Source organism: Gimesia chilikensis, from assembly GCF_008329715.1.
Taxonomy (GTDB): Bacteria; Planctomycetota; Planctomycetia; order Planctomycetales; family Planctomycetaceae; genus Gimesia; species Gimesia chilikensis.
The window spans coordinates 183,723-200,738 of sequence record NZ_VTSR01000017.1; the positions used below are offsets into that span (position 1 = coordinate 183,723).

Annotated in this window: 13 protein-coding genes and 1 tRNA gene; 7 read left to right on the forward strand and 7 right to left on the reverse strand. The window is 53.7% G+C overall.

Features of this window, described 5'->3' with window-relative positions; all coding sequences use genetic code 11:
• Positions 1–79: 79 nt before the first annotated feature.
• The 3 genes from FYZ48_RS20925 to FYZ48_RS20935 all read right to left on the reverse strand — a co-directional run bounded on the left by FYZ48_RS20925 (position 80) and on the right by FYZ48_RS20935 (position 1,855).
• Positions 80–168 (reverse strand) — tRNA-Ser (locus tag FYZ48_RS20925).
• Between the two features lie 314 nt (positions 169–482).
• On the reverse strand, positions 483–1,337 hold the full coding sequence (rfbD, locus tag FYZ48_RS20930) for a dTDP-4-dehydrorhamnose reductase (RefSeq protein ID WP_149343979.1): 855 nt from the start codon (positions 1,335–1,337) through the stop codon (positions 483–485).
• Between the two features lie 23 nt (positions 1,338–1,360).
• Positions 1,361–1,855 carry a GNAT family N-acetyltransferase gene (locus FYZ48_RS20935; protein WP_149343981.1) on the reverse strand — a complete coding sequence of 165 codons (495 nt, stop codon included), beginning with the start codon at positions 1,853–1,855 and terminating at the stop codon, positions 1,361–1,363.
• Positions 1,856–2,023: 168 nt separating this feature from the next.
• Here FYZ48_RS20935 and FYZ48_RS20940 point away from each other — a divergent pair, with 168 nt between their 5' ends.
• The 3 genes from FYZ48_RS20940 (at position 2,024) to FYZ48_RS20950 (ending at position 5,784) form a co-directional block, all read left to right on the forward strand.
• On the forward strand, positions 2,024–2,593 hold the full coding sequence (locus FYZ48_RS20940) for a Uma2 family endonuclease (RefSeq protein ID WP_149343983.1): 570 nt from the start codon (positions 2,024–2,026) through the stop codon (positions 2,591–2,593).
• 104 nt (positions 2,594–2,697) lie between these two features.
• Positions 2,698–4,098, forward strand: a complete 1,401-nt coding sequence (sthA, locus tag FYZ48_RS20945) for a Si-specific NAD(P)(+) transhydrogenase (RefSeq protein WP_149343985.1) — start codon at positions 2,698–2,700, stop codon at positions 4,096–4,098.
• A 231-nt stretch (positions 4,099–4,329) separates the two neighbouring features.
• Positions 4,330–5,784, forward strand: a complete 1,455-nt coding sequence (locus FYZ48_RS20950; protein ID WP_149343987.1) for a sulfatase — start codon at positions 4,330–4,332, stop codon at positions 5,782–5,784.
• 9 nt (positions 5,785–5,793) lie between these two features.
• On the opposite strand, the gene FYZ48_RS20955 is transcribed toward FYZ48_RS20950, so the two are convergent.
• Positions 5,794–7,737: a redoxin domain-containing protein gene (locus tag FYZ48_RS20955; RefSeq protein ID WP_242022728.1), complete on the reverse strand. Its 1,944-nt coding sequence runs from the start codon at positions 7,735–7,737 to the stop codon at positions 5,794–5,796.
• A gap of 303 nt (positions 7,738–8,040) precedes the next feature.
• Between FYZ48_RS20955 and acpS the strand changes: the two genes are divergently transcribed.
• Positions 8,041–8,433, forward strand: coding sequence for a holo-ACP synthase (gene acpS, locus FYZ48_RS20960; RefSeq protein ID WP_145044266.1), 393 nt, complete (start codon positions 8,041–8,043; stop codon positions 8,431–8,433).
• A gap of 10 nt (positions 8,434–8,443) precedes the next feature.
• On the opposite strand, the gene FYZ48_RS20965 is transcribed toward acpS, so the two are convergent.
• Both FYZ48_RS20965 and ftsH read right to left on the reverse strand, forming a co-directional pair.
• Positions 8,444–9,034, reverse strand: a complete 591-nt coding sequence (locus FYZ48_RS20965; protein WP_149343991.1) for an LOG family protein — start codon at positions 9,032–9,034, stop codon at positions 8,444–8,446.
• On the reverse strand, positions 9,031–11,097 hold the full coding sequence (gene ftsH / locus FYZ48_RS20970; protein WP_145044268.1) for an ATP-dependent zinc metalloprotease FtsH: 2,067 nt from the start codon (positions 11,095–11,097) through the stop codon (positions 9,031–9,033). Before ftsH ends, FYZ48_RS20965 begins: the two co-directional genes overlap by 4 nt.
• 408 nt (positions 11,098–11,505) lie before the next feature.
• On the opposite strand from ftsH, the gene dxr reads away from it, so the two are divergent.
• From dxr to FYZ48_RS20985, 3 genes are all read left to right on the forward strand, one after another.
• A complete protein-coding gene (gene dxr, locus FYZ48_RS20975; protein ID WP_149343993.1) occupies positions 11,506–12,657 on the forward strand; it encodes a 1-deoxy-D-xylulose-5-phosphate reductoisomerase in 1,152 nt (383 codons plus the stop codon).
• A complete protein-coding gene (gene rseP / locus FYZ48_RS20980; protein ID WP_145191533.1) occupies positions 12,651–14,654 on the forward strand; it encodes an RIP metalloprotease RseP in 2,004 nt (667 codons plus the stop codon). Before dxr ends, rseP begins: the two co-directional genes overlap by 7 nt.
• 128 nt (positions 14,655–14,782) lie before the next feature.
• Complete coding sequence (locus FYZ48_RS20985; RefSeq protein WP_145044271.1) at positions 14,783–15,235, forward strand: hypothetical protein; 453 nt, start codon at positions 14,783–14,785, stop codon at positions 15,233–15,235.
• A 13-nt stretch (positions 15,236–15,248) separates the two neighbouring features.
• Here the strand turns inward: FYZ48_RS20985 and FYZ48_RS20990 are convergent, their stop codons facing one another.
• The gene (locus FYZ48_RS20990) at positions 15,249–16,745 is read right to left on the reverse strand and encodes a hypothetical protein (protein WP_149343996.1); all 1,497 of its coding nucleotides are present in this window, start codon (positions 16,743–16,745) and stop codon (positions 15,249–15,251) included.
• Between the last annotated feature and the right edge of the window lie 271 nt (positions 16,746–17,016).

The following is a 17,016-nucleotide window of genomic DNA, read 5'->3' on the forward strand; positions in this document are numbered from 1 at the left end:
CGTCGCCCGTCACCAAATAAAAAATGGTCGTCGCAAATCACTTATTTCTAAGTATTTACAACGACCATTATTTTGAATACGGAGAGAACGGGATTCGAACCCGTGGAACCGTTTGCACGGCTCACCGGTTTAGCAAACCGGCGCATTCGGCCACTCTGCCATCTCTCCTGACTGTACCGGCTGCTGAAAACAGAGCCGATTCAGCACTCTTTATGCTGTTTTTCCCGTGGAATGTCAACGTTTGAAGCTCTGAATATGCAGAGACTTCCGTAAATTAACATCGCGGGAAGGGGGAGTGTATCAAACCAAATTCTCAGCTGCAATAGTTTCGGCCCCCTGGAGATACGAAAGCAGGGGATCTTGAACAGAGAAACTGGTATCCCAGCCATAATCGCGAGAACCGGTTGGGACACTCACAGGACAGCCAGGGTTCGCGCAGGGAAGCTAACCCTGAAACTGATCACAATTACACATCCTGCTATTTAAGACCGAATGTAATTCTCCAGCGCAGTCTGCCAATCCGGAATTTCGAAGCGGGTCACCTGCTCGAGGTGTGAGCAGTCAAGGACACTAAATCGGGGGCGGTCGGCTGCGGCGTTATATTGTTCGGTGGTAATAGGCTGTGTTTCGACTTCGATCCCAGCGATCTCGAACAGGGTCCGTGCCAGTTCATACCAGGTCGTCTGTCCGCGGTTGGTCACGTGATATAAGCCGTACTGCTCAGTCGCGATCAGTCGGGCGAGTGCTTCGGACAGATCGCGCGTGCTGGTGGGTGTGCAGTGCTGATCGTTAATGATCGAGAGGGAATCGCGTTCCTGTCCCAGCCTGAGCATGGTTTCGACAAAGTTGCCATTTCCGGTTTTGCCTGCTTTCCCATACAGGCCACAGGTGCGAATCACATAGTGCTGAGGGCAGAGTGCACGGACAAAATACTCTCCTGCCAGTTTACTCAGACCGTAGGCACTGACGGGGCCGGGGGCATCCTGTTCCCGGTAAGCCTGCTCCCGCGACAGATCCAGACCGAAGACATAGTCAGAACTGATCTGCATCAGTGCGATCTGGTGCTGCTGACAGTAGAGGGCCAGGTTCCGGGGGCCGAGAGCATTGACTGCGTAAGCGACTTCCGGTTCCGATTCCGCGAGATCCACTTTGTTATAGGCGGCGGTGTTGATCACCAGTTCGGGAGCCGTCTGCGCAAGGGCATCAGCGATACTGGATGCATCTTCAATCGAAATCTGCTGATGAGTCAAACCGGAGACCTGGTGACCTTCTCCCGCCAGACGGGCAGTGAGGTCCTGTCCCAGCTGTCCCCGAGAACCAATGACTGTAATTTTCATCTTGAATCGCGTCCTTTGCTGAATCAGGCTGATGACTGGGAATCAGAAGAATTGAGCGGAGCCACAAAGTGAATCTGCCTGGCGACCTCCTGAAAACCGAGTGAAGTATAGAGATGATTGCCTACGGCGTTCTGTTCCAGTGTTTCAATTTTTGCGAGGGAGAGCCCCAGCTCTCGAAAGTGTGCCAGGGCGTATTCAAGGAGCTTGCGTCCCATCCCCTGCCCGCGGCACTCCGGGACAAACGCCATGTTGGGAATGTAGCCGATGCCGGCTTCCAGATCATGCCAGGTGGAAATGTAGCCAACGATTTTATCATCAAGCTCGGCGACAAATATCCCTGTGGGCTCCCGATCGGCGTCCGCTGCCACGTGTCCGGCTTTGCGCCATTTCCAGTCGTGTCCCTGAATCAAACCGTATTTCTGTTCGATTCCCTGATCAATGGAGACTCCCTGAAAGGCTTCGACGGTGATTGCTTTCAGTGTGTCCAGATCGGTGGGCTGATAGGGACGGATTTTCATATCTCTCGATCAAACTCATGAGGGGTTGGCGAAACTGTGAATCGTGACTGACGTCGAGTGCCCGTGTATGCTATGATGTAGCGGTGAAAATTGAAAGGTGAGTAGAAAAAACTGACTTTCCAAGTCATTCTCGACACCAAAACCATGCGGCCCGACAGGAAAAATTGAATGTCCGACACAGCGACTTATACCGCTGAACAATTTCTGGATGCCCGAATTGAGCTCCCCGACTCTGGACGCTGGACCGAGCTGGATCAGGGGCAGATCATTAATCTGGATGCCCCTGACATCGAGCACGGTACGATCGTGCTCAATATCTCGAAGGCACTCTCCCGCTACCTGCATGAGCGGCGGGAAGGGTCTGCGACTTTCGAACTGGGACTGGTCGTCAAACGCGATCCTGATACGGTGCGGTTTCCTGCGGTGAGCATTTATAACAGTGGTGGTCAATTTGATGAGACAGACAAGGCGATGACGGAGCGTCGACCGGATGCCATTATAGAAATTGCCTCGACCAACCCGCGCCGCTCGGGGATGAAAGCGCATGTCGATGACTATGTCAACTGGGGGGTGCCTCTGATCTGGGTCATCGATCCCCCGGAAAAGGAAGTGCTGGAATATCGGACTGCGAGCGGCAGTGAAGTGATTGACATCAATGGCAAAATCACGGGGGGAGACTCTTTACCGGACTTCGCGATGAGCGTGCGAGACTTGTTTGCCGAACCGGATTGGTGGTAAGTTAACAACTGAGAGACCGTAAGTATTCGTTTCATTTCGACTTCTGCTGAAACCCGGATGCTCGTTTCAGCGAACAGTCATCAACAGTCAAGGATAATTCAGGGATGCCTAAGGCACATTATGACGTGGCAGTGATTGGTACCGGCCCCGGTGGAGAAGGGGCTGCGATGCAGGCCATTAAACAGGGGAAATCGGTGATCTCGATCGAAAAGTTTGTCGAGATCGGCGGAAACTGCACGCACAAAGGTACGATCCCCAGTAAAGCCTTACGGTATTCCATTCTGCGGATGTCGGAGATCAACGGCTATATGCGGCAGATGGGACGGGCCGGGATGGTCTTTGACCTGGAATTTCCTGAGCTCCGTAAGACAGCTGCTTCCGTGATTCAGAAGCAGGTCGGTATGCGGCGGATGTTTTATGAACGAAATGGCGTCGATCTGGTAGAGGGTGAGGCCCGGTTCCTGGACCCGCACCACATTCATATTGAAACGCCAAATGGGCTGACCGAAGAGATTTCGTTCGACTATGCCGTGATCGCGACAGGGTCTCGGCCGTACCGCCCGGCAGACGTTGATTTCAGCCATCCCCATATTTTCTGCAGTGACACGATCCTGGATCTGGAATTCACTCCCCGTTCGATCAGCGTGTACGGAGCCGGGGTGATTGGTTGCGAATATGCCTCCATGCTGCGCACGATGGGGATGAAGGTCAACCTGGTCAATACACGCAGCTCGCTGCTGGACTTCCTGGATGACGAGATCAGCGATGCATTGAGTTATCACATGCGTGAGAGTGGAGTTCTGCTGCGTCACTGCGAGCATTACGAATCGATTGAAGGAACCGATGACGGCGTCATCATGAATCTACAGTCGGGGAAAAAACTGAAGACCGACATCATGCTGTTTGCAGCTGGACGTACGGGGAACTCGGAACACCTGGGGCTGGAAACCCTGGAGATCGAACCCGACTCCCGCGGGCAGATTGCTGTCAACGATGACTTCCAGACAACGCAATCTCACATTTACGCCGTCGGTGATATCATCGGTTATCCGTCACTGGCGAGTGCCGCTTATGTGCAGGGAAGGTATGCGGCGAGCCATCTGGATAACGGCGAATGCGAACGGGCCCTGATCCGGGATATTCCGACCGGGATTTATACCAGCCCGGAAATCAGCTCGCTGGGTAAGACCGAACGGGAACTGACTGAAGCCAAAATTCCTTATGAAGTCGGGCATTCGATGTTCAAACACCTGGCACGTGCCCAGATCATGAACTGTCCGACCGGCATGCTGAAGCTGCTGTTCCATCGCGAGACCCTGGAAATCCTGGGGATTCACTGCTTCGGGCCGAATGCTTCGGAAATCATTCACATTGGCCAGGCCATCATGTCGCAGCCTGGTGAGGCGAATACGCTGCTGTATTTCATCAATACGACCTTCAACTACCCCACGATGGCGGAAGCGTATCGTGTAGCTGCATTGAATGGGTATAACCGCCTGTTCTGATACGGATCGGAATCGACAGCATACATCTCCGTGCCTGAATACAGGAGAGTGAGAGATGGACGGGAAACAAAGTCAGACGGGACGTCGAATCCTGAAAGTGACTTTGTTCCTGCTCCGAGAACAGTTAGTCAGTTCAGACTCCTCTGTCTTATTTCCTTTCCTTGAGTGACCTGCGGCGGCTATAATCGGCGTTCGATCATATCATTCATGACTTTCTAGAAGGGGAAACTAATGGGTCGCGCGCTCCTCGGTTTTGTATTGCTGTTGTCTTTGATTTTGTGCGGTGAAACTCGCGTCGAGGCTGCGGAGACGGAACGGCCGAATGTGCTGTTTATCGCCGTGGATGACCTGAATGATTGGATCAGTTGTCTGGGCGGTCATCCGGACTGTAAGACACCGAACATCGATCGGCTGGCGTCCCGGGGACTGCTTTTTACGAATTCACATTGTGCTGCCCCTGCCTGCAATCCTTCGCGGGCTGCGTTGCTGACGGGCATCCGCCCTTCCAGTTCGGGCGTTTATCTGAATTCCCAGCCCTGGCGTCCCGTGATGCAGGACGCCGTGACGCTACCTCAACATTTTCGCAATCATGGTTACCAGTCGATTGGTTCAGGCAAAATCTTTCATGGACGTTATAACGACTACGGATCGTGGGATGACTATCTGAAACAGACCGGTGATCCCCAACCGACGCAGACTGTGCTGAAGGATCCTCACTCCCGTGCGGGTACGATTATCTGGGGTGTGCTGGATGCACAGGACCAGGAAATGAGCGATTACAAGATGGCGAATTACGCCATTGATTTTCTGAGCAAGCCTGACCAGAAACCCTTTTTCCTGGCGTGCGGCATTTATCGGCCGCATATGCCCTGGCAGGTGCCGCGCAAGTATTATGACATGTATCCCCTGGACAAGATTCAGCTTCCCAAAGTTCCAGAACACGACTTGGATGACATTCCGCCAGCTGGCGTGCGGATGGCGAAACCAGGTGGAGATCATGCCAAGATCCTGAAGACCGAGAACTGGCGGTATGCGGTGCAGGCTTACCTGGCCAGTATTGCCTTTGCGGACGTGCAGGTGGGCCGAGTGCTGGACGCACTGGATGCAAGCCCTTATGCGAAAAATACGATCGTCGTTCTCTGGGGCGATCACGGCTGGCACCTGGGAGAAAAGAAACACTGGCGGAAATTCTCGTTATGGGAAGAAGCGACCCGGGCGCCGCTGATGATGGTCGTTCCGGGAGTGACGCAGGCAGGCACCAAATGTGATCAGGCAGTAGACTTTATGAATATCTACCCGACACTGTGCGAACTGTGCGAGCTCCCGCGCGGCGAACACTTGGATGGCCTCAGCATGGTTTCGTTACTGAAAGATCCTGCGCAAACGTGGGAACGTCCGGCATTAACCACGCATGGGCGACTGAACCATGCAGTGCGGGACAACCGATATCGGCTGATTCGCTACCAGAATGGCGATGAAGAGTTGTACGATCACAGCCAGGATCCCATGGAATGGAAAAACCTGGCGGACGATCCCCAGTATGCGGAAACCAAACAACGGCTGGCAAAATGGTTCCCTGCGAAAAATGCTCCCGATGCACCACATGATGCATCACTGGGACAGGGAAAGAAGAAGAAACAGCAGCAGGGTAAAGGCAAGTCGAAAAAGAAATCGGCCCAACCCTGACCGTGGCTGTTACTCCTCTTTATTGCCGCGTGTTTTTTCCAGCATGTCTGCGAGTTCGTTGACAGTCACGACATCATCTTTGTTCTGGTCAGCCCGGAAGAAGACGGGGAGTTCTACCAGCGGAACTTCTGATTTTTCCAGCTGACCATTCTTATTTTTGTCGCGTTTGAGTACCAGACGGAAGGCAACGGCCTGGGCACGGTTTTCCGCTTTGGCTTCCTCTCGAGGAACCGCAACATTGAAATAGCCGATCATCATTTCATTCCAGGTCTGATCGCCCCAGTAAACCGGTTTATCAGGATCCGGGTTGGAAAGATTGCTGTCCGAGTTATTGAAGTGTGCGACACAATGGATGTAGTCGCCGGGCTCAAGAGGAATCGGCTTTTCAATCTTGTAGGCTGTCTGCCAGTTGAAATCAAAGGCAGGCACATCGAGTAGTACTTCGCCCGGTCCATCCGGTGTTTTCCGCAATTCATAGCGGAACGATTTGCCGCGGAGGTGCATGTGGGGCATGAAGCCCAGCAGGAGCATATTGCGATCGCTGGGAGGGGAAGTGCCTTCGATTTTAAAATTGTCGTCGTTGGCATCGATGGGGAACTTGCGTCGGGTGAACTCATGATTCAGCACGTGCGCGGTCATGACCTGGTGTGTGACTTTGGATTCATCGGTAAAGACCAGTCCGACTTTGCTGCGATCCTCCTGTTCGGTGCCGATGGGAGTGTAGTGCATTTGAAAGACCAGCTTGGAACCGGCGGGAACTTTCTTGGCCATCCCCTCGGGCAACATGACTTCCCGTGAACCGGGTACATAACCGACGAGGAACTGATCGCCTTCACCGAACACGCGAACCCGTTTCCCCTGAGGAGGTCGCGCGAAGACGAGAATATGATGCACGACCGCCCGATTGCCTGGCAGGGCTTCTGCACCAGTGAGCCATTTGTCCTCTTTGAAGCCGGGATCGACAGTGAAATACTGATATTTGACGCCCCGTTTGCCTGCCTGTGCCGGGACCGTAAATGGTTTGTCATCCATATAGAAAACGGCATCTGGCTTCTGGGGCAGTTTCCAGCCGGTCACGTACGTACGTGGTTCGGGCAGTTCTTTGGGATCTCCCTCGGGAGCGCCGTTTTCTACCCACTGGTAGATGAGTTCTTTTTCCGCTTTGGACAGACTGCGATCATTGGAGAATTTTCCGTGAGCGGGGTCGGCGTGCCAGGGAGGCATCCGCTGATCGCGAACGACCTCGGCGATGGTTTCGGCCCAGCCGGCCACTTCTTCGTATTCGGTCAGTTCGAACGGTGCAATTTCGCCTTGTCGATGGCACTCGACACAATGCTTCTGCAACAGGCGTGCGATCTGATTAGAATACGTGACGCTGCTGTTGGGATCCGGTTCCCGGATCCGACCAATGAAACAACCCAGCGGTTTCGTGGAAGCGACACTGACCGGTTTCCCGGCGAGCAGTTCTGTGATCGCAATTTTCAGGTCCTGGCGTTTGGGTTCGTCGCGGATGTAACCGACGCCGTACTGATCGTCGACACGACCGTGGTAGCGGACTGTTCTCTGCTGATCGAGCAGAAAGATTTCCGGGGTCCGCACGGCACCGATCTGATCAGCCACGTGGTTGCCCGGATCTTTGAGCACGGGGAACTTGATCCCATGCTTGCGGGCATACGCGGCGATTTCGGTCAGTGAGTCCTGCTGGTTGGACATGATGGCATAAAAAGCTACGCCCTGGGTCTCGTATTCGTCAGCCAGTTTCTGCAGACGATCGCCGTAGAGCTTGGCCAGCGGACATTCTGTTCCCAGAAACGCCAGGACGACCAGTTTCTGATCGCGGGCGTCTTCCAGTTGCACCTGTTTGCCTCGAAAATCCTGCAGTTTGAAGTTGTCGACTGATTTGCCCACCAGCGACTCTGTGGGCTCGGCCAGAAGAGTGGGAGTGAACAGCAAGCAGGACAGGAAACCCGGTATTAGACGATAGAAGCCTCTCATTCGACCTTGAACTCCCCTCTCGACTCAGATTTAATGATGGGCGCTGGTTAAGTCTGCGAAATGGTTCGACGCGAATTGAACCCTCAAGATACACCAGAGTAGTGGCCTTCGTAGATAGAAATACTGTTAAAATACGAAGAAGCACTAATATTAACTCTCCCTTGCCCGGTAATACCCATGCGCGGCCGATTCTGTTTCAGAAATCCAGGGAAAGAATTTTGTTTTCCATTATACAATAGATCAGTATCGGGGTAAATATCAGTGATAGTCGGGCTGGGAACAGACATCGTCGAAATTTCACGCATCGGTCAAATGATTGAGCGGCATGGAGATACCTTTCTCAAGCGTGTCTTCACGGAAAGTGAAAACGAGTACTGCGGCACCAAGAAGAACAAGGAACAGCATTACGCGGGACGATGGGCGGCCAAAGAAGCGGTGATGAAGACGCTGGGGACCGGCTTTGTGAAGGGGATCGGCTGGAAAGAGATTGAAGTGGTCAACCTGAAGAGTGGCAAGCCGACCATTGTGATTTCCGGAGGCGTAGAACAGTATGCGGGGGAACTCGGAATCGAGGAGATTCTGATCACAATCTCCCACAGCCGGGAATTTGCGACAGCCACGGCAATCGCTGTCGGAAAAATGCCGCTCGCCTGAAGTTCTGAGATCAGCTCTGCTTGAGACTCAGAATTTTCTCGATGTGCGGCAGCTGGTGTTTCTCCAGATGATCGACGAGCGTGGCCGGTGTTTCATCGGCAATGATCAGATCGCGATATTTCGGTTTAATGAATTCGGTTTCGATACAATGCTCGACCAGATTCAGAAGCGGATCGTAAAAACCTGAGGTGTTGAGTAATCCGATCGGCTTGAGATAGATGCCGAGTTGAACCCAGGAGACGACCTCGAAGAGTTCTTCAAGTGTACCGAAGCCACCCGGCATCGCGATGAACGCGTCAGAACATTCAGCCATTTTCGCTTTGCGCGTATGCATGTCTTCCACGATGTGCATTTCTTCCACTCCCGGATGGAGCAGTTCCCGAGTGGCCAGTTGTCTCGGAATAACGCCGATCACTTTACCGCCGGCTGCGAGTACGGCGTCCGCAATGATGCCCATCAGTCCTACACTGCCGCCGCCGTAAACCAGCGTGATGTTTCGTTCGGCCAGCAGTCGTCCCAGTTCCTGAGCTGACTCATGGTATTGAGGATCGCTGCCGGATTTCGAGCCGCAGAATACGCAGATGCTGTTGATCTTACTCATGCCCCGGTTCCATCGGCTGCCTGATCGTTATCAGACGCAGGTTCTTCCTTGTCCTTCTCGACGTTCTTGTTTTCCGCACTGTTATCAACGAACGTTCCCGGTTTGATCTGCGGGCCGCGCTGATGTTGTTTGAGGATGGCCTGAAGCTGGTCCATGTCCATGACTTCGCATTCAAGCAGTTCCTGGGTCAGGTGCTCGAGCAGTTCGCGTCGTTCATCCAGGACTTCGTAAGCGATCTTCGCGCATTGATCGATGATCCGCCGGATTTCCAGATCGATTTCCCGCAGCGTATTTTCGCTGTGAACGCTTTCGGAACCTGAGGAGGTATCACCGAGGAAGGGAGACCGACGGGTTTCGCTGTAATGTACGCGTCCCAGTTTGGCACTCATACCGAACTCCGTCACCATGCGGCGTGCGAGATCGGTTGCCCGCTGCAGGTCGTTCTGAGCACCGGTGGATGTTTCCTGGTAGATAATTTCTTCGGCAGCGATGCCTCCGAGGAGCACGCAAATGCGGTTTTCCAGTTCGCTCTGGGTGACCAGCTGTTTTTCTTCTTCGGGTCTTTGCAGAGTATATCCCAAGGCACCGAGACCACGGGGAACGATCGAAATCTTGTGAACCGGATCCACGTTGGGCAGCGAACAGGCCACCAGGGCATGACCACATTCGTGGTAAGCGACCCGGTTCTTTTCGTCTTCGTGAATCAGGCGAGTTGATTTTTCCAGACCGGCAACCACGCGTTCCACGCCTTCTTCGCATTCCCGCATCGTCACTGCTTCTTTGTTATTACGGGCAGCGAGCAGGGCAGCTTCATTGATCAGGTTGGCTAGATCCGCACCGACGAAGCCGGGGGTAATTTTGGCAATGTGCTGCAGGTTGACCGACTCGTCCATTTTGACTTTGGCACTGTGAACTTTGAGGATGGCTTCGCGGCCGCGAACATCGGGACGGTCGACCAGAACATGCCGGTCAAAACGACCGGGACGCATCAAGGCGGGGTCCAGAGTTTCGGGACGGTTGGTCGCCCCCATGACGATCACACTCTGATCGGAGCCGAACCCGTCCATCTCAACGAGCAGGGCGTTGAGTGTCTGTTCGCGTTCATCATGACCGCCGGGCATCCCGCTGCCACGCGTTTTACCCAGGGCATCGAGCTCATCGATAAAGATGATGGCCGGTGAGCGCTGAGCTGCCTGCTGGAACATATCCCGCACGCGAGCGGCACCCACGCCGACAAACATTTCGACGAAGTCTGAACCGGAGAGTCCGAAGAAGGGGACACCCGCTTCGCCGGCAACGGCTTTGGCGAGCATGGTTTTACCGGTTCCCGGAGGACCGACGAGCAGTACCCCTTTGGGAATCCGGCCCCCGAGTGCCTGATACTTGGCCGGCGTTTTCAGGAACTCGACAACCTCGCGGAGTTCTTCGACGGCTTCTTCGATCCCGGCTACATCATTGAATGTGACTTCGATATCATCCTGGGCGTACATCCGTCCGCGACTGCGTCCGAAGGACATCGGCGACCCTGCGCCGCCCATCCGCCGGAAGAGATAGATGACGAAAATGAGCAGGACGACTGGAAAGAAGAGCACCGCAATCAGCGATTCCCACTCGGAGGGCCGACTCTCGGAGTCGACAATAATGTTTTTACCTTCGAGCTTAGTCTGCAGTTGTGCGCGGGCTTCCTGCGGAATTCCCCAGACCGGGATGTAGTAATTTTTAGTTGTATTGGCGAGTGTCCCTTTTTCGGAGCCTTCCTGTTTCGGCTGATCCTGGAACACGATGTAGTCAGTGCCGAACTTCAGCTCGTGCACGTTTGTTTTATTGTATTTCCCGTCATCCAGTCCTTTGACGAAATCGCCGAACTTGATTTTTTCGCCACGCTTATTGTTGGAGACCACTGAGAGTGTGATGAACAGGATCAGCCCGCCGACCACGAGATACCAGAGTGCATTACTTTTGGGACCTTTGGGTTCGGGGCGACGGCCATCGCCTTTGGGATTGCGTTCAGGGGGAGTGGGACGTTCTCTGCGGTTCGACTGTTTCGGATCCAAGTTGGGCATGGGATTATTTATCTCTATCAGAGGAGTGTGCTGAGCTGGTCAAGGGAAGCGGAAGGCCGAACTGAACATTATGCCAGACGCAGCAATTCCTGGATTTCTATCAGTATCATGAGTTGAAAGGATCTTAACACAGAATGCATCTATGTTTTATTGTAAATGTATGTCCTTTCGACAAGGGGGTCAATCAAAGCTTTGCCTAGAAATGCGTGTTCCTGGCTTTGGTCCACGCTGAAAAGGCTCCGGTAGGGACTGAATGCCTCTTGCCATGTTTAATTATTACGCCTAAAATGCGGTTTCGTTGGTGGTTAGGGCAAAAAAACAGAACCAAGGCATGTCTTTTTTCCACTCTGCTTTAAGAATTGAAACAACAGTCAATCTGTCCGACTGAGGATGAAATAACAGGGTCGAATGAAGCAAATAGCCGTTCTCGGGTCTACGGGGTCCATTGGCACGAGTACACTGGATGTAATTGCCGCCCATGCAGAGGAGATGCAGTTGACGGCTATCACTGCGCACAGCAGCTGGCAACAACTGGCAGAGCAGGCTCAGCAGTTCCGCCCGCGCTGGGCTGTGGTGAGCAATTCCGACCTGAAATCAGCCGTTGATCTGAGTGCATTCCCCAGTGAAACCGAAGTCCTGTTCGGTGATGAGCAAATCGAGCGGGTTGCTGCTGCAGACGAGATCGACACTGTGATTTGTGGCATTGTCGGAGCGGCAGGACTGAAGGGTGCCTGGGCGGCGATTGAGTCTGGCAAGACGATTGGCATCGCGAACAAAGAGACATTAGTCGTTGCTGGGCCACTGATTATGGATCTGGCAGAGCGGAGCGGGGCAACCCTGCTGCCCGTCGACAGTGAACACAGTGCCATCTACCAGGCGTTGCAGGCGGGATCGGCTTCCGAAGTGAAGCAGGTCATCCTGACCGCCAGTGGCGGGCCGTTTCGGGGAGCGAGCCCCGCGGATCTGGAAGACGTCACCCCGGAGAAAGCCCTGGCACATCCGACCTGGGACATGGGACCGAAAATTACCATCGATTCTGCCACGATGATGAATAAAGCCCTGGAGCTGATTGAAGCCAAATGGCTGTTTCAGCTGACCGTGGATCAGATTTCCGTGGTTGTGCATCCCCAGTCGATTGTGCATTCGATGGTGGAATTTGTGGACGGATCTGTAATTGCCCAGCTTTCGCCTCCCGATATGAGGCTTCCCATTCAGTACGCACTTACGTATCCTGTTAGGATGGAAGGTCTGAACCCTCCAATGGACTGGAGCCGTGCTTTTGAACTCAGCTTTGAGCCACCTGATCTGGAAGCATTTCCCGCCTTGCGACTGGGAATTGAAGTCGCGGAGCAGGGGGGAACATGCGGTGCCGTCCTGAATGCAGCTAACGAAGCAGCCGTAGAACGTTTTTTAACGGGTGATTTGCGTTTCAGTGATATCGCGACCTCCTGTGAACAAGTATTAAAATCACATCAATACGAACCCCACCCCAGTCTGGATAAACTGTTTGAACTGGATTACTGGGCCCGTGAGGAGATAAAAAGGTGGAAGTCATGTTGACCAGTCTGTTAATTGGAGCAACTTTACTCGGCAAAGTGACCAACATTGCCATGGTGGCCATCGGTCTGGGGCTGGTCATTTTCTTTCACGAACTGGGCCACTTCGCAGTCGCCAAGTGGTGTGATGTGAAAGTGGAGCGGTTCAGTATCGGCTTTGGTCCGATCATCAAAAGTTTTAAACACGGGGAAACCGAATACGCGCTGTCGTGGATTCCCTTTGGTGGTTACGTGAAGATGCTGGGACAGGACGATGTCGACCCCAGCCAGTTAACGAGCGAGGAGATCGCCCTCGATCCGCGCTCCTATTCCGCCAAACCTGTTTACCAGCGAATGGGCATCATCTCTGCCGGCGTGATTATGAATATCATTACCGGGATGCTGTTCTTTGCCTTCGCGTTTCGCCTCGGCGTCGCTTCGACTCCCTGTGTAGTCGGTGCTGCCATTCCAGGCATGCCTGCCTGGGAAGCCGGGATTCAACCGGGCGATGTGATTACGAAAATCAACGGTGAAAAAACCAATTCCTTCATGGATATCATCCGCAGCAGTGCCTTCAGCGATGGTGATATCAAGATGGAAGGGATCCACCCGAATGGAGAGAAGTTCGAAGTGGACATTACGCCGGACCGGACGGGGACCCGTCCCCAGATTGGTCTGCTGCAGTCACAGAGTCTGCAGATTCCTGTCTATGAAGATCCTGGCATGAGCGTCACTGCAAAGGGAACCGCTGCTTCAAAAGCGGAACCCGCTTACCAGCCGGGAGACACGTTTGTCACTATCGACGGTAAACCGGTCGAAAACTATGCCCAGCTGCAACGGCTGTTTGCCGCCCGCAGTTCCGAAACACTGAAAACGGGCGTGACACGCAAGGGTGCTTCCGAGTCTGAAGTTGTGGAGATCACAGTCGGTAACAACCCGTTCCACACCCTGGGACTGTGGATGGATATCGGGCCGATCGAATCGATTCAGAAAGGCTCACCCGCTGATCGTGCCGGCTTGAAAGCCGGTGACAAGATTACCCATATCGATGGTCAGGATGTTGGCAAGGTGATCAATCCGCTGCGTCTGCCCAATTATTTTTCTTCGCGTGCCGGCGAGACCGTCCCGATTGTTGTAAGCCGAGCCCAGGATGGAGCGCAGCCTGCTGAGGTCAATCTGAACGTTGTGCCTCTGGATAATCCTGCCTGGCTGGAACATCCGATTTTTTCCAACACACCTCTGTCGGTGGGCTCACTGGGAATCGCCTTCCACGTGATTCCGACGACGCTGAAGGTCGAAGAAGGCAGCCCGGCACACAAAGCAGGTATTGAAGCTGATGCGCATATTAAAAAAATCAGAATCATGCCTCCGGAAGGTGAACCGTTGAGTGAGTGGCAGGGACTGGAAGAAGTCAGCTATGAATTTGACGATAAGAACATGAACTGGGCGAATGCGTTCTGGGAAATGCAGGTACGACCAGGCTGGCCCGTTGAATTGACCTACAGTCATAAAGGACAAATCAAACAGGCCAAGTTGACTCCCTGGGTCAATCCGAATCAGGAAGAAGGCCAGCAATGGTCACTGCCGGTCCGGGGTATCAAGCTGCAGACGCTGCGGGAAACCCAGCAGGCACAGAGTATGGGCCAGGCGCTGGGAATGGGTGTGCAATACACGACGAATTCCGCCAAGGACATTTACCTTACCCTGCGAAGCCTGTTTACCGGTCGCGTGTCACCTCTGGAACTGAGCGGCCCGGTCACCATCGCCAAGGTGGCATACGAAGTTTCAAACGACGGCTATTCGCAGTTGCTGCTGTTCCTCGGTTTTCTGAGCGTCAACCTGGCGGTGCTGAACTTCCTGCCGATCCCGGTTCTGGATGGCGGGCACATGGTCTTTTTGTGCTGGGAAGGCATCACCCGCAAGCGTCCCAACGAGCAGGTTCTGGCTGCAGCAACCTACGTCGGCATGATCTTTGTGCTGGGGCTGATGATCTTCGTCCTCTATCTGGATATTTTCCTGTAAGCTGAAATGAAATTTATTTGGGCACTGCAGCTTCTTCTGTTAAGCTGATAGGAGAGTCAGCGACCTCGAAGGGGGTCTCTGACTCATTGCTCAGATAGTAACGTTGCAGGATGTGGGAGAAAGAAACGATGGCGGCAGGTCGCTCCCCTCGTGGTTCAGGAGATCAGGCAGCAGCCTGGCTGGCGACAGTTTTTACACTCATGGGTGGATTGTTCGCCTGTGTGTTCGTGGTCGTCACCAGTGGCGAACCGCCGGGCAGGCCGATGATGATTGCCATCGGCGTAATCACCGTTTTGCTGCTGTTATCGTGGCTGTTGCGCGACAAACCACCGGAAGCACGCCAGGAATCGCTTAAGCTCTGGCACTGGTGGAAGAAAGAAGAAAACGATACTTACGAGTATACGCCCCGTCCCCGCAAGCGAAACAGCCAGACGCAGTACGGGAACAATCAGCCGCCTACACTCGAATCCATTCGGGAAGCGGTCGATGAACAGCGGACCTGGGTTCCCTCAATTCGGAACATGAAACAGTCTGATGACTCAGCGACTGGCCAGGGCAATTCCCCTGACCAGCCGGGTTAGTTTCGGCAGCGGCTTAGCGGAAGCGAGAGAAGAGTCCGCCGCGGCGACGGGCCTGTGAGGAATAGTCCCGGGACTGATTATTGTTCTGCTGATACTGTGGCTGCTGATGGTACTGGGCCGGGTTCTGCTGACGGAAGCGTTCTGAGTAGCCCACGATCGGATCAGCGGCAACAGGTTCCTTGAACTCTTTCGACTTCGCCAGTTCTTCAAGGTACTGGGCATACTCGGGGCGAGTGCGTTCCCGGTAGATGACCAGCGAATCGATGGCGTGGTACATTCCGCCTGGTTCCAGTGGCTGTTTTTTGTATTCAATCAAATCGGTGGCGATCCGGTAGACAGCACTACGGACCCATGGTTCATTCAACCGGTTTTGTGGCAGGGCTTCCATGATGAACTCAAGCGTGTGGCCGGTGGTGGAAACACGTTTGTTGACATCGCTGGCGTATTCAGGACCTTCGAAATATTTGGAGGAGAATGAACCGTCACGATTCTGCATGGAGCGGGCATATTCGATGTATTGACGCACTCGCATGCTGGCTTCCAGCCAGGTCCCCCGCAGATGTTTCTGATCGCGGGAGTAGCAGTTGACGGCACTGGCCAGAGCGAACAGTCCGTGAGTTCCACCGCAGGCAGAGCGAGTCGGTTCGGACTGCATCTGAACCCGAACCAGTTTCTCCATGCTCCACTCTTCATTCCGCTCGCTGACCCATTCGGTGTCCCAGGGGAGGTAGCGTGAGAATGCCCACAGAGTCCAGGTGATTTCTTCGTCGGTATTCACTTCTGCTTTGGCGTTGCGGATCATGTCTTCAATGGTGACGATCTTTTCGCCGGTGTTGAATTTATGATCGAGGGGCACGCCGGCCATGGCATAGAAAGCCAGGAACTGGTTGGGGTGACCTTCAAAAGCGTAAGGTTCGGTGAAGGGGTGTCCCTTCGCGCCATTTTCGGTAGTGATGAACCAGGGGCGGCCGCGAAAGCTGGGACCGGTGGAGACCCAGTCCAGAGCCCGTACCTTTTCATTATTTTGATACAGTGAGTATTCCCAGCGGAGAGCCAGAATCCCGTGAGCGATCTGCCAGGGTGTGTGGACTTCGGTGGATAGCATGCGACGATGTGAAACTTCGATGGCTTCATCGACGAGCTTATCCAGGGGATCCACAATTTCGGGAACCGGCGGAGGCTCGGGTTTCTTCATCGAAGGTTTGGAATCCTGGGCAATTCCCGGGAAAGGTTTCGGTTCGGGTACCGAAGCTTTCTTTGTCTTTTTATCAGCTTCTGATTTGTCAGTGGCGTCTTCTGCAATCAGTTCGGGTTTACGGGCTTCTATACTGAATTCCGGCTTCCGAGCGACCAACGGTTCTTCATTGTCAGCGTCAGTAGTGTTCACCTGTCTGATTTCACCCTGATCCTGTTCGAGATCGGGTACGAGCAGTTGCGGACCTGAATCACCCCACAGGTTACAGGTCAGTTGAAATACGGTGGCGAAAACAATGAGAGTTGAACATTTCATCCAAAGGTCGGGGGTCAGCCTTGAATTCATTTCCGTCTGCTTTCCAAATCTTCTGTATGTATTCTGAATGTTCCGGGAACTACAGTGAGCCTGTGTCTTTCCCGTTCTGATTCTGGGTGGATTCGTAGTTGTTTGCAGGATGCAATCTACAGTTCAGGTCCGCCCGAGAACCCGATGGGAACTGTCTGACTGCGATACATAGACTCAGTCTGATACGAATCTCAGGTGAGTAGAGAGAGTTGATTCGTATCCGAAGGAGTAGTGGCCCGGA